This window comes from Devosia sp. YR412 (assembly GCF_900110945.1).
Taxonomy (GTDB): Bacteria; Pseudomonadota; Alphaproteobacteria; order Rhizobiales; family Devosiaceae; genus Devosia.
In genome coordinates, this window is sequence record NZ_FOFL01000001.1 from 1,172,929 (window position 1) to 1,185,393 (window position 12,465).

The 12,465-nt window shown below is 63.1% G+C and carries 12 protein-coding genes; 6 read left to right on the plus strand and 6 right to left on the minus strand.

What is annotated here, in order from left to right:
• Positions 1–15 precede the first annotated feature (15 nt).
• The 3 genes from BM045_RS05615 (at position 16) to moaB (ending at position 2,772) form a co-directional block, all read left to right on the plus strand.
• A complete protein-coding gene (locus tag BM045_RS05615) occupies positions 16–837 on the plus strand; it encodes a uracil-DNA glycosylase (protein WP_092180405.1) in 822 nt (273 codons plus the stop codon).
• Between the two features lie 104 nt (positions 838–941).
• On the plus strand, positions 942–2,258 hold the full coding sequence (locus tag BM045_RS05620) for an MFS transporter (RefSeq protein ID WP_092180407.1): 1,317 nt from the start codon (positions 942–944) through the stop codon (positions 2,256–2,258).
• Complete coding sequence (moaB, locus tag BM045_RS05625) at positions 2,236–2,772, plus strand: molybdenum cofactor biosynthesis protein B (protein ID WP_170848389.1); 537 nt, start codon at positions 2,236–2,238, stop codon at positions 2,770–2,772. Before BM045_RS05620 ends, moaB begins: the two co-directional genes overlap by 23 nt.
• On the opposite strand, the gene BM045_RS05630 is transcribed toward moaB, so the two are convergent.
• Together BM045_RS05630 and BM045_RS05635 are read right to left on the minus strand one after the other, a co-directional pair.
• On the minus strand, positions 2,769–3,941 hold the full coding sequence (locus BM045_RS05630) for a GGDEF domain-containing protein (protein WP_139198718.1): 1,173 nt from the start codon (positions 3,939–3,941) through the stop codon (positions 2,769–2,771). The two genes, moaB and BM045_RS05630, sit on opposite strands and share 4 nt — an antisense overlap.
• A gap of 151 nt (positions 3,942–4,092) precedes the next feature.
• Positions 4,093–5,589: a DHA2 family efflux MFS transporter permease subunit gene (locus BM045_RS05635; RefSeq protein ID WP_092180413.1), complete on the minus strand. Its 1,497-nt coding sequence runs from the start codon at positions 5,587–5,589 to the stop codon at positions 4,093–4,095.
• Positions 5,590–6,029: 440 nt separating this feature from the next.
• On the opposite strand from BM045_RS05635, the gene BM045_RS05640 reads away from it, so the two are divergent.
• Positions 6,030–7,178: a PA0069 family radical SAM protein gene (locus tag BM045_RS05640; protein ID WP_092180415.1), complete on the plus strand. Its 1,149-nt coding sequence runs from the start codon at positions 6,030–6,032 to the stop codon at positions 7,176–7,178.
• Here the strand turns inward: BM045_RS05640 and BM045_RS05645 are convergent.
• Both BM045_RS05645 and BM045_RS05650 read right to left on the minus strand, forming a co-directional pair.
• Positions 7,175–7,852, minus strand: a complete 678-nt coding sequence (locus BM045_RS05645; protein WP_092180417.1) for an HAD family hydrolase — start codon at positions 7,850–7,852, stop codon at positions 7,175–7,177. The two genes, BM045_RS05640 and BM045_RS05645, sit on opposite strands and share 4 nt — an antisense overlap.
• A 22-nt stretch (positions 7,853–7,874) precedes the next feature.
• A complete protein-coding gene (locus tag BM045_RS05650) occupies positions 7,875–8,462 on the minus strand; it encodes a hypothetical protein (RefSeq protein ID WP_139198719.1) in 588 nt (195 codons plus the stop codon).
• Between the two features lie 157 nt (positions 8,463–8,619).
• Here BM045_RS05650 and BM045_RS05655 point away from each other — a divergent pair, with 157 nt between their 5' ends.
• On the plus strand, positions 8,620–9,276 hold the full coding sequence (locus BM045_RS05655; protein ID WP_092180421.1) for a ribonuclease HII: 657 nt from the start codon (positions 8,620–8,622) through the stop codon (positions 9,274–9,276).
• Between the two features lie 87 nt (positions 9,277–9,363).
• Positions 9,364–10,497 (plus strand): site-specific DNA-methyltransferase, encoded by a 1,134-nt coding sequence (locus BM045_RS05660; protein WP_092180423.1) that lies wholly within the window; start codon positions 9,364–9,366, stop codon positions 10,495–10,497.
• Between the two features lie 64 nt (positions 10,498–10,561).
• Here the strand turns inward: BM045_RS05660 and BM045_RS05665 are convergent, their stop codons facing one another.
• Complete coding sequence (locus tag BM045_RS05665) at positions 10,562–11,293, minus strand: glycoside hydrolase family 16 protein (protein ID WP_092180425.1); 732 nt, start codon at positions 11,291–11,293, stop codon at positions 10,562–10,564.
• 47 nt (positions 11,294–11,340) lie between these two features.
• Positions 11,341–12,393: an A/G-specific adenine glycosylase gene (gene mutY / locus BM045_RS05670; RefSeq protein ID WP_092180427.1), complete on the minus strand. Its 1,053-nt coding sequence runs from the start codon at positions 12,391–12,393 to the stop codon at positions 11,341–11,343.
• Between the last annotated feature and the right edge of the window lie 72 nt (positions 12,394–12,465).

The window sequence follows — 12,465 nt, forward strand, 5'->3', positions numbered from 1 at the left end:
GACATAACAGAGAACATGGCTGAAGATCGACCGCTAAATCACGAGGAAATGCTCAGCGTGCTCGACTGGTATCGGGCCGCCGGGGTCGATACCGCCGTGGGCGAAGAGCCGGTCGATCGCTTCGCCCAGCGTCCGCCTGCCCGCGTGACGCCGGTCCCGGCTGTCGCGGTAAGCCCCGGCTTTGCCGAACGCCCTGTCGAGGCCCCTGTCCTGTTGGGTGGCGATCCCTCCGAAGCGCGCAGCCTCGCCGCCTCTGCGCAGTCGCTCGACGAATTGCAAACCCTGCTCGGCGCCTATGACGGCTGTGGCCTCAAACTGCGCGCCACGCAACTGGTATTTGCCGATGGTAATCCTGAGGCTGAGATCATGCTGATCGGCGAAGCGCCCGGCGCCGAAGAGGACCGCCAGGGCAAGCCCTTCGTCGGCAAGTCCGGCCAATTGCTCGACCGCATGCTGGCGGCCATCGGCCTCGATCGCACCAAGGTCTATATCGCCAACACAGTACCCTGGCGCCCGCCCGGCAATCGCACGCCGACCCCAGAAGAAATGGCGCTCTGCCTGCCCTTCCTGCATCGCCAGGTCGAACTGGTCGCCCCGAAAGTCGTCATGACGCTGGGCGGCCCCGCCATGCAGACGGTGTTTTCCACCACCAATGGTATCATCAAGATGCGCGGCAAGTGGAGCGATGTCACCATCGGCAACCACCCCGTCCAGGCCATCCCGACCCTGCACCCAGCCTATCTGCTGCGCAATCCACCGGCCAAGGAACAGGCCTGGCGCGACATGCTCAGCCTCAAGCTCAAGATCGCCGAACTCGGCCTCGCCTCGGCAGAATAGTTTCTGCCGCTCGCACTTTCGCCCTGCCATTTTCGGAATGCCGCGTTATCGTCACCGTTGCGTGATTTGCAACGTTCTTCCGTTCCAGCACAGCCGAAAGCGTCATGGCCTCAGTTATCAAGATCTACGCCCTGTTCCTGGGTTCTGCGCTGTTGATGTTCGGCGGCGGGCTGCAGGGTCTCTTGCTCTCGGTGCGTGGCGCCGAGGAAGGCTTTTCGCTGCTGTCGCTGGGCCTGATCGGCACCGGCTGGTCGGTCGGCTTCGTGGCCGGCTCGATCTGCGTGCCGCTGATCGTGCGCAAGGTTGGCCATATCCGCGCCTTTTCGGTGATGGCGGCCATCGGCACGGTCACCATCCTGTTCAACCTGCTGCTGGTCAACGACGTCAGCTGGATCCTGCTGCGCGCGCTGTCGGGCTTCTGTTTTGCCGGCGCGGCGATGATCGTGGAGAGCTGGCTGAACGAAGTGGCCGAGAACAAGAGCCGCGGCACGATCTTTTCGATCTATACGACCATCAACATGGCCTCCTCGACGCTCGGGCAAGTGGCCATGTCGATGACCGGCACCGCCGGCTATGTGCCCTTTATCGTCGGCGCCATCAGCTTCATCTGCGCCGTGTTGCCCACAGCCCTGACCTCGAGCCCGCAGCCCCGTCCGCTGGCTTCAGCCAAGCTCGACCTGCGCCTCCTGATCCGCACCTCGCCGGTTGCAGCCGCAGCGGCCTTTTGCTGCGGCATGGCCAATGGCTCCTTCGGCACGCTGGCCCCGGTCTATGGCTATGAGCAGGGGCTAGATTCCGGCGGCATCGCCTTCCTCTTTGCCATCGCCGCCATTGCCGGCGCCATCGGCCAGATTCCATTCGGCCGCCTGTCGGACCGCATCGACCGCCGCTGGGTGATGGTGGGCCTCGGTGGTGCGGCAGCCGTCACCGGTGCGCTGATTGTCCTGATCAATCCGGGACCGGGCTGGATCATGTATGTGCTGTTTGCGCTCTACGGCCTCGCCGCCAATCCGCTCTATCCGATCGCGGTGGCGCATGCGAACGACTTTGCCAAGGATGGCGAATTCGCCCGCGTCGCTGGCGGCATGCTGCTGATCCTCGGCGTCGGTCTCGCCATCGGCCCGACCATTGCCTCGCTGCTGATGGGCGCCATTTCGCCGGCCTCGCTGTTCATGGTCACCGCCGTCTTCCACGCCATCATCACCGGTTTTGCCTATTGGCGCATGAGCCAGCGCAAGAGCCTCGATGCAGCCTATCGCGCGCCGTTCAAGCCGATGGGCAGCGAAACGCCGGAAACCATTGTGCTCGATCCGCGGACTGATAGTGATACGCCCGAAATGGGGCATGCCGAAGCGCCTGTGCCCGCAGAATTGGCGACGCAGAACGAGGATCGACGCGATGTTCAAAACGGCACGATTTGAAGACCGGGAATTCAAGCCCCTATCCATCGCCGTGATCGCCGTGTCGGACACGCGGACGCTGGAAACCGACACCGGCGGCGCCCTGCTCACGTCGCTGCTGGAAGCCGATGGTCACCGCTGTGCGGAACGCGTCGTGGTGCGCGACGAAATCCAGCTGGTGCGCGCCGCCGTACAGGGCTTTGTCGCCGACCCGGAGGTCGATGTTATCCTCACCACCGGAGGCACGGGTTTTTCCGGTCGTGACATCACGCCGGAAGCCGTCGAACCGTTGTTCGACAAGCGGATGGAAGGCTTTTCCGTGCTGTTCCACCAATATTCGGCGACCACCGTCGGCACCAGCTCGATCCAGTCGCGCGCCACGGCGGGCCTCATCGGCACCACCTTCGTCTTCTGCCTGCCCGGCTCGCGCGGCGCCTGCCGCGACGCCTGGGAGGGTATTCTCACCCATCAGCTCGATTACCGGCACAAGCCGTGCAATTTTGTCGAACTGATGCCCCGCCTCGACGAACGCTAAGCCGCCGGCACGATCCGCAGGCCCGGTACATAAGCCTCGCCGGCATCGATCATCACCTGATTGCGGCCGGCGGTCTTCGCGGCATAAAGCGCGCGATCGGCACGGGCCAGCGCGTCATGTAGCGAGCTTTCCGTGCCCGCCGGTGCAGCAACACCGAGGCTCATGGTGATCTGCCGATGCACGCCCGCGGCGCGCCAGTCGCGGGCCGAAAAATCGGCGCGGATCGACTGGCCGAGTGCTGCGCCGCTGGCCAGCGGCATGTCGGGCAGGAAGACCACGAATTCCTCGCCGCCGAAGCGCGCCACCAGTGCCGAACTGGGGAGACGCGACAGCAGCAGGTCCGCCAGCCCGGCCAGAACCAGGTCGCCAGAGGCATGCCCGAAGCTGTCATTGACCTGTTTGAAGTTATCGACATCGCAGGCCATCACGACGCCGGCCACCCGCTGGGCCATGCTGAGCGAGGCCACAGCACTGTCGAAGCCACGGCGATTCAGCAGGCCGGTCAGCGGATCCTGTTCGGCGGCATGGCGATAGGTGTCGAGCTGGGCAAAGGCCACCGAGCCCAGCCCGGCCAGCGCAAAGGCAACGCTCAGCACACCGACGCTGACCTGCATGTAGAAAGTGTAGGAGGAATTGGCGAAATCGCTCAGCTCCTGGCTGATGCCGACCAGCACGTTAAAAACGATCAGCCGTACGACGATGTCGAGCAGCACCACCCCCGCCACGCCGACCAGCACCCGGTCCATGGCGGTATGCGCGCGACGGATGACCATCAGCAGCGGCACGCCCAGCAGCAGCGCGACAGCCACGTCGCTGGAGAGGAGGGTAAGCTGCAGGCTGTCGATGCCAACCACGGTGACGATGATCATGCCATAGGCGATCAGCGAGAACACCAGCCGCAGCCCGGTCAGCCGTGGGGCGCCGAAATGGCGCAGCAAAGCTTCGCCATAATAGTAAAACGAGACGAGGATTGCCGCATTGGCGAACAGCGCCTGCAGGGGAATGGCGATCGGCAGCAGGGGCGCGAGATAGCACAGCGCGCCAAACAGGAAAGCCAGTCCCCAGGCGCGGGCCGCGGCGTGGCCGAGGCCGCCAATGACCAGGAAAACCACGGCAAACAGCGCCATGGTGATGGGGAGCAGGAAGGCAAAATTGCTGAAACTATCCAAAGCGATCTCCGCGCCGGCACGGAGGCCAGGCAAGCTAGAGCCTTAGGACGGCGCCGTTAACAAAATCTCGCCGGAATAGGTTGAGTTTGCGTGCTTCCCCGCAAAAAACAACGGCGCCCGAAGGCGCCGCTGAAGACTTGATTTTGGCGGCCTAGTGGCCGTGGCCCATGCCCGGCGCGCCACCTTCCGGCTTGCGGATGAAGAAGGCCGCGGCCACTGCAAACAGCGAGATGATGGCGCCCACGAAGAAGGCCGAGCGAATGCCGCCGGCCAGTGCCGCCACCGGCTCCGTACCACCCGCAACAAGGCTTGCCGTCTGCAGCGTCATCAGCGCCACGAATAGCGCCGTGCCGGCCGCACCGGCCACCTGCTGGGTGGTGCCGATCATGGCGCTGCCATGCGAGTAGAGATGCGGCTTGAGCGAACCAAGGCTGGCGGTGAACAGCGGCGTGAACATCAGCGCAAGGCCGATGCTGAGCACCAGATGGCCGGCCAGCAGCGCCCAGATCGGCGTGTCGACCTGAACCAGCGCTGCCGCCCACATCACCGCGCTGAGCATGATGGCACCCGGCACCAGCAGCGGCGTCGGGCCGATCTTGTCGAACAGCGAGCCGACGAAGGGCGCACAAAGGCCCATTACCAGGCCACCGGGCAGCATCAGCAGGCCGGTCTGCAGCGTGGAGAGACCAATGACGCTCTGCAGGTAGATCGGCAGCATGATCATCGAGCCGAACATCGCAATCATCAGCACGGCCATCATGACCACCGAGATGGAGAAGTTCTTCGAAGTCAGTGTACGAAGATCAAGCAGGGCCTTGTTGTCGCGCTGCAGCGCCAGCTGGCGGAACACGAAGATGGCGATGAAGACGACGCCGACCACGATGGGCAGCCAGGACGGGAACAGGGGCGGCGCGGCATCTGCGGCGTGAAGGGCGCCTTCGCCCAGGCCAGACAGGCCATAGACGAAACCACCGAAGCCGATGATCGACAGCAGCACCGACAACAAGTCAAGCGGCGCCTTGGACGGCACCGAGACATTTTTGATCAGCGTAGCGCCCAGAGCCAGCGCGCCGAGTGCGATCGGCAAGACCAGGATGAACATCCAGCGCCATTCCAGCACCGACAGAATCAGGCCGGAAATAGTCGGGCCGATGGCGGGCGCTACCGAGATGACGATGGAGATATTGCCCATGGTCTTGCCGCGCGATTCCGGCGGCACCAGGTTCATCACCGTGGTCATCAGCAGCGGCATCATGATGGCGGTGCCGACGGCCTGCACGACGCGGCCGACGATCAGCAATTCAATGCCAGGGGCGGCGGCACAGATCAGCGTACCGAGCGTGAAAAAGCTCATCGCCAGCATGAAGACCGGGCGGGTGTTCAGGCGCTGCAGCAGGTAGCCAGTGATCGGGATGACCACGGCCATGGTGAGCAGGAAGCCCGTGGTCAGCCACTGGGCGGCGCCGGCAGTGACGCCGAGGTCACCCATCAGGTGCGGCACGGCCACGCCCATGATGGTTTCATTGAGAATGACCACGAAGGCCGAGACGAGCAGAAGGGCAATCACCAGCCGGTTGCGGGCGGAATGATCCTCCACAAGCGGCGTATCGACCGGCATGGCGTCAAAAGTCACAGCGTCGGTACTCATGATATTCCTCAACATTATTTGGCGTGTCGTCAGGACGACGGATGGCGTCGGTGGTGTTCGACGTCACTCTTCAATTTTTGCGCGACAGCGTGTGTCAGCAGTTTGATCGTCAGAGCTCGGTTCAAAACGCTGCACAGATGGCGCGGATCAGCATTGAGAGATCGACCTTGCTTCCCGCATGGCGGCGCGCGGAAGCAAGGTCTGGTTGTGTAATCGCGGGCCCGTGACGCGTCCACCCACTCTATCGCAATTCTGCGATGCATTTTGGCGTCGCGCGGTCTTTCAATGGCTGGGTCAAACGCCCATATGTGCCGTGGCGACAAGAAAGGTGAGCGGGACAAACCTTAACTGTTCTTGTTTCGTTCTCATGAAACTGTTACATCTCGATACGCGTTAACGGGTCACGATTCGACTGTTGCGCGTCCGGCAGGAGATGTCTCATGGCCCTCTATCAGGCCCCCTCGTTCGAAGCCCTGGAAAAACTCAGCCGCAGCCGCGACGCCGATCTGGCACGGCGCGAACTGCTCGATCCCGACCGCATCCGGGGCCGCGGCGCGCAGTCCAACACCACCGGCCGCTTCGAAAAACTCACCCGCGAGCGCGCGGATGACGGCTGGGACAATGTCGAACCTCTGTCGATCTTCGAGACCGTGGAGCATGTCGAACGCGCCAAGACCATTATCACGTCCAATGACAGCCCGGACATCGGCTTCGAGCGCTCGATCAATGCCTATCGCGGCTGCGAGCACGGCTGTTCCTACTGCTTTGCCCGCCCGACCCATGCCTTCCTCGGCCATTCGGCCGGCGTCGAGTTCGAGCGCGACATCTATGTGAAGGTCAATGCTGTCGAGGCGCTGCGCGCCGAGCTCGGCGCCAGGAGCTACAAGGTGAAACCCATCGCCATGGGCACCAATACCGACCCCTACCAACCGGCCGAGCGCAAACACAAGCTGACGCGCGGCATTCTCGAAGTCATGCTGGAAACCCGTCACCCGGTGATGATCACCACCAAGTCGGCACTGATCATCCGCGACCTGGACCTGCTGACCGAACTGGCCAAGCTGGGCCTGGTCAAGGTCGCCATTTCGATGACCTCGATGGATCACAAGCTGAGCCGCAAGATGGAGCCGCGCGCCTCCTCCCCGGCGCGACGCCTCGAAGCCATCCGCCTCCTCAGCGAGGCGGGCGTGCCGGTGGCGGTGTTTGCCTCGCCGATGATCCCGGCGATCAACGACATGGAGCTCGAGCGCATTCTCGATGCTGCCAAGGCGCAGGGCGCGGTCAGCGCTTCAATGATCCTGCTGCGCCTGCCCGGCGAAGTGCGCGACATTTTCCGCGAATGGCTGCTGCGCCATTTCCCCGACCGGGTCCGCCATGTGCTGGCCCTGGTGCGCGATACGCGCGGCGGCAAGGATTATGACGCCCGCTGGGGCACCCGCATGACCGGCGAAGGCCCGTATGCCACCCTGCTGCGCCAGCGCTTCGACAAGGCCCGCGAACGCTATGGCCTCGAGGTCAAGCTGCCCGGTCTGCGCAATGACCTCTTCGTTGCACCGCGGCTGGAAGACCGGCAGATGAGTCTGTTCTAGGCCTCCGCCACCCGTGACTCAATGAACGCATGCAGCGCGGGATCGTCATAGCCGTCCACCGAGAGCACCGCGCCGGCCGCGATCATGTCCTCATGCAACAGGCTGGTGCGGATGCCCACCGTGGCAATTCCGGCTGCCGTGGCCGAGGCAATGCCGGTGCGCGAATCCTCGAATGCCACCGCATGGACGGCATCGCCGCCGATCAGCCGGAGGCCTTCGAGATAGGGCAGCGGATGTGGCTTGCCATGCGCCAGCTCTTCGCCGATCACCACGGCCCTGAAGCGGCTGCGAATGCCCAGTCCATCGAGGATCAACTCAGCATTGGCGCGGGGTGCATTGGTCACCGCCGCCATGGGCAGGCCAAGCGCGTCTGCCATATCCATCAGTTCGAACAGGCCGGGCACGGCATGGATCGATGTGGCGGCCAGTTCGCGGAAGATCGTCTCCTTGCCGCGCAATACTTCCGCCCCCTCCTCCACCGACAGATGCGGCACGAAGCGGGCAGCCGTCGCCGCATTGGCAAAGCCCTGCAGCTCCAGGGCAAAACGCGCCTTGTCGAAGTGGTGGCCATAGGGCTCGAAGGTGCGGTTGAAGGCTTCGAGATGGATCGGATCGGTATCGGCCAGCGTGCCGTCGATATCAAACAGCAGGGCGGCGCCGGGCTTGAGGATCATGCAGAATTTCCAGGAAGTAGGATCAGTATTGAGCGACCCGTCGGGCATAGGTCGCCATGAAGTCAAGCGAAGCCGCCACGCCGCGTAAGGAAAACCACACCGTCTGGTTAGTTTTAGGGCCGGTCAGCGGCAGGGTGACCGACACCGCATTGCGCGCCTTGAGACGTTCGATCAGCTCGGCCTTGAGGGCGGGATCCACCACATAGAACTGGTTGATGGTATTGTAGCGAGTTTCCAGATCCGTGGTGAAATCCAGGCTCACCGGCGCTGCGCCGCCAAAGGCCAGGATAATCTTGCGGCTTGTATCGGCCTCGACATTATCGGCCGCCACGGTGATGGCGAGATCGAGATCGCCGGTTAGCCGGTTGCGCATAAGGGTCAGCTTGTAGGCCGGCAGGTTGGCGCTGTTCAACTCCTGGCTACCGGTGCTGGCAAAACAGGAAAAGCCGTAATAGTCGGTGGCATCCTCATGGATGGCATCTGGACAGGAAGCGAGCCAGTCGCGATGATATTCTCGCCATTCGCCGCTCGAATGCTCGAACGGATCGGCCAGCGCCGGCGTCACCAGCAGCGCCAATGTTGCGAAAAAAATGCCAGTCCTGGAAATCATGATGCCGGTTCTCGCTGCTGCCCCCAGCCCAGGCACTATAACAGAGCCAATGTGGCGCAACAGGGCACGCCGCTGTGAATAAAGGGGAATTCGCCCTGACGGTTACCGGCACAGGCTCGTTAGTTGACTTGAACCGCGCGAAGGCGATGCTGGCGCCATGCTGTTCGATTCGACACTTCAGACCGAGCCTGACTATTCCCACGAGCTGGCGCTGCAGGCGTGCGGCTTCCGCGTCATCGCGGGCGTCGACGAGGCCGGCCGTGGTCCGCTGGCCGGCCCGGTCGTCGTTTCGGCGGTCGTGCTGGACGCAAACGCCATTCCTGCAGGTCTCAACGACAGCAAGAAACTCACCGAAGACCAGCGCGAAGTGCTGTTCGAGCAGGTGATGGCGACGGCCCTTGCCGTCTCCGTAGTCATCGCCCCGCCCTCGATCATCCTCAGCCACAATATCCGCGGCGCCACGCTTTGGGGCATGGCACAAGCCGCCAACAGCCTCGGCATCCGTCCCGACCGTGTGCTGATTGATGGCCGCGATGTACCACTCGGCCTGCCCTGCGAAGGTCTGGCCTTGATTGGCGGCGACGGCCGCAGCGTTTCGATCGCCGCAGCCTCGATCGTCGCCAAGGTCACCCGCGACCGCATGTGCCGCGTCATGGATTGCGATGCGCCGCATTTCGGCTTTGCCGGCCACAAGGGCTATTCCACCCCAGCCCATATGCGGGCCCTGGTGGAGCACGGCCCCTGCCGCCACCACCGCGAAGAATTCGCCCCGGTCCGCGAAGCCTGGGCCCGCGTCCGCATTCAAGTCGCTTAGATTAACCTACCGCTAACCCCTTAAAAACGCTCCATTAACCTCACCGGCGTATAACCGTCTCGTTAGTACTGCGTTAGGGTTAAGTGTATGTTGCGTACCGCGCGTACGGCTGCGTCAGCCGCTGCGGAAGAGACCCAGCGTCTCCCGATCGATACCATTCTCGTGGGCGATTGCATCGACCACATGAATGCCTTGCCGGCCGGCTCCGTCGATCTCATCTTTGCCGACCCGCCCTATAATCTGCAGCTTGAGCAGGGGCTGACCCGTCCCGACCAGAGCAAGGTCGATGCGGTTGATGACGCTTGGGACAAGTTCGACAGCTTTGCCCATTACGACAAGTTCACCCGCGCCTGGCTCGCCGCCGCGCGCCGGGTGCTGAAGCCCGATGGCGCCCTCTGGGTCATCGGCAGCTACCACAATATCTTCCGCGTCGGCGCGGCATTGCAGGATCTCGATTTCTGGATGCTCAACGACGTGATCTGGCGCAAGGCCAATCCGATGCCCAATTTCCGCGGCACGCGCTTCACCAATGCGCATGAAACGCTGATCTGGGCCGCCCGCTCGCAAAAAAGCCGCGTCACCTTCAATTATGAAGCGATGAAACTGGCCAATGACGATACGCAGATGCGCAGCGACTGGCTGTTCCCGATCTGCACCGGCGCCGAACGCCTCAAGGGCGACGACGACGAAAAGGTCCATCCGACCCAAAAGCCGGAAGCCCTGCTGTTCCGTATTCTCAATGCCACGACCAAGCCCGGCGATATTGTGCTCGACCCGTTCTTCGGCACCGGCACCACTGGCGCCGTGGCCCGCAAGCTGGGCCGCCACTTCATCGGCATCGAGCGCGAAGAGACCTATATCAATGCCGCGCTGAAGCGCATCGCCGCGATCCGGCCCGGCGTCTTCGAGGCGCTACAGTCGGTGACGCCAAAGCGCAAGGAACCCCGCATTCCCTTCGGCTCGCTGATCGAGCAGGGATTGATTGAACCGGGCACGCAACTTTTCGACTTAACGAAACGTTACTTCGCCATGGTTCGTGCAGACGGCTCACTTGTCTCCGGCACACACCAGGGCTCCATCCACAAAGTGGGCGCTTTGGTTCAGGGTGCTGAAGCATGCAACGGGTGGACCTTCTGGCACCACGAACAAGATGGGCGCTCCCTGCCCATCGACGATCTTCGTACGGGCGTCCGTGCACAACTTGATTTGCTTTCTGCCTGATTCTGACCTCCAATCATTCAGGCTCTTGAACTGGCCGCCGGTTTGCCCCGGCGGCCTCTTTGTTTCAATCGGGAGCATAGACCCGGACATAGTTGATCAGCTGATCGGCGGGGAATGCCGTCTCCACAGCCACTTCTCCACCCAGCCAACCGCCCACCGCCAGGTTGAGCAGGATGTAGAACGGATGATCGAAGCGCCAGGCAGAGCCCAGCGCCTGCGCCGTCAGCGAAAAATACTCAGCACCGTCCATGCTCCAGGTCAGGCGGTCGGCCTGCCAGTCCACGGCAAAGACGTGAAACTCATCTGACAGGGTCTCGGTCAGAGTGTGCTCCCCACCGATGCCATGCTTTCCGGAATGACCAGGAACATGCAATGTCCCGAAAATCCGGTTGGGCTGGGCGCCGAGCTGTTCCATCACATCGATCTCGCCGCAGGCTGGCCAGCCTGCAAGATCGATCGTATTGCCCAGCATCCAGACTGCCGACCAAAGGCCACTCCCGGCGGGCACGCGCGCACGGCATTCCAGCCGGCCATATTGAAACTCGAACCGCCCCTTGCTGATCAACCGCGCGGAGGTAAGATCATGCGGCTCTCTTTTAGCCCGGATAACTAGGTTGCCCTCTCCGTCGTGAAAGGCGTTGGCCGGATCATCGGTATAGCGCTGCAATTCCTGATTGCCCCAGCCGTCATCGCCCGTTTCCAGCGTCCACCATCGTGGATCGGGTGGCGTGCCGGCGGGAGCGTCACATTCATCGGACCAGATGAGCCGGCGGGAAGGTCTGTCGTCCTGGGTCATGGCTCTCAACTCGCCTAGCGCCGAGCCTGTTCCATCGCGACCACCGGCTAGTGCAGACCGGCCTCCGCCAGCACCTTACGATAGAGCGTCGGCAGTGCCTCGCCCTTGAGCACCCGGCGCTCCGCCCACCAGCCGCTGTCCAGCTTGTCGGCCGCAACCGTGGCCGACCAGACTTCCAGTTCGAGTCGAAAGTGCGTGAACACATGCACCACCTGGCCGCGATGCTGCCAGTCGCCCTTGGCCGGATAATCCACCGCCGGCAATGTCGCAGCCCAGTCCGATCCCGGCACTTCGGTCATGCCGCCGAGCAGGCCCTTGGCCGGGCGACTTTGCAGATAGACGTCGCCGTCCGCATCCAGCATTACATAGGCATGGCCCTTGCGGGTCGGTCGCTCGGCCTTGACCGGCTTGATCGGATAAAGCGTCGGATCACCGGCCTTGGTTGCCACGCAGCCCGGCTGGATCGGGCACAGCATGCAGACCGCCGTGCGCGGCGCGCAGATGGTGGCGCCAAGGTCCATCATCGCCTGCGCATAATCCCCCGCCCGCTCCGGCACCGAGGCCTGCAGCGCCGCACGCAATTCTTCCTTGGCCTCGCGCACCGGCACCGGCAGCGCATAATAGCGCGCCAGCACCCGATCGAGATTGCCATCGAGCACGGCCACGCGCTCATCAAAGCAGATCGCGGCAATTGCCGCACTTGTATAGGCGCCAACACCGGGCAGGCTCTGCAGCCCTTCCGACGTCTGCGGAAATTTCCCGCCATGCTGCTCGACCACCGCCACAGCGCAAGCATGCAGGTTCCTGGCCCGCGCATAATAGCCTAGCCCCGCCCATTCCTTGAGCACGCTATCGAGCGGCGCTGCAGCGAGATCGAACACCGTCGGCCACAGACTGGTGAAGCGCAGGAAATAGTTTTTTACCGCCGCGACCGTCGTCTGCTGCAGCATGACCTCGCTCAACCACACCCGATAGGGATCAGGCTTGACCGCCCGCGCCCGCTCGGCTGGCGACACCCGCCACGGCAGGTCACGCGCATGCCGGTCATACCAGGCGAGAACGGCCGGGGCGTCGATGGGAGCGGGGTCGGGGAGGTACATCAGTATCGGATATAGCCAGCCGCCGCAGCTTCACAAGAGGCAGCATTGCTCTTGTGAACGGCAGCACAGTGG

Bases quoted from the DNA above. Each gene is read 5' to 3' on its own strand.
- BM045_RS05615 (WP_092180405.1), top strand. From the start codon at position 16: ATGGCTGAAGATCGACCGCTAAATCACGAGGAAATGCTCAGCGTGCTC.
- BM045_RS05620 (WP_092180407.1), top strand. From the start codon at position 942: ATGGCCTCAGTTATCAAGATCTACGCCCTGTTCCTGGGTTCTGCGCTG.
- moaB (WP_170848389.1), top strand. From the start codon at position 2,236: ATGTTCAAAACGGCACGATTTGAAGACCGGGAATTCAAGCCCCTATCC.
- BM045_RS05635 (WP_092180413.1), bottom strand. From the start codon at position 5,589: ATGAGTACCGACGCTGTGACTTTTGACGCCATGCCGGTCGATACGCCG.
- BM045_RS05640 (WP_092180415.1), top strand. From the start codon at position 6,030: ATGGCCCTCTATCAGGCCCCCTCGTTCGAAGCCCTGGAAAAACTCAGC.
- BM045_RS05645 (WP_092180417.1), bottom strand. From the start codon at position 7,852: ATGATCCTCAAGCCCGGCGCCGCCCTGCTGTTTGATATCGACGGCACG.
- BM045_RS05650 (WP_139198719.1), bottom strand. From the start codon at position 8,462: ATGATTTCCAGGACTGGCATTTTTTTCGCAACATTGGCGCTGCTGGTG.
- BM045_RS05655 (WP_092180421.1), top strand. From the start codon at position 8,620: ATGCTGTTCGATTCGACACTTCAGACCGAGCCTGACTATTCCCACGAG.
- BM045_RS05660 (WP_092180423.1), top strand. From the start codon at position 9,364: ATGTTGCGTACCGCGCGTACGGCTGCGTCAGCCGCTGCGGAAGAGACC.
- BM045_RS05665 (WP_092180425.1), bottom strand. From the start codon at position 11,293: ATGACCCAGGACGACAGACCTTCCCGCCGGCTCATCTGGTCCGATGAA.
- mutY (WP_092180427.1), bottom strand. From the start codon at position 12,393: ATGTACCTCCCCGACCCCGCTCCCATCGACGCCCCGGCCGTTCTCGCC.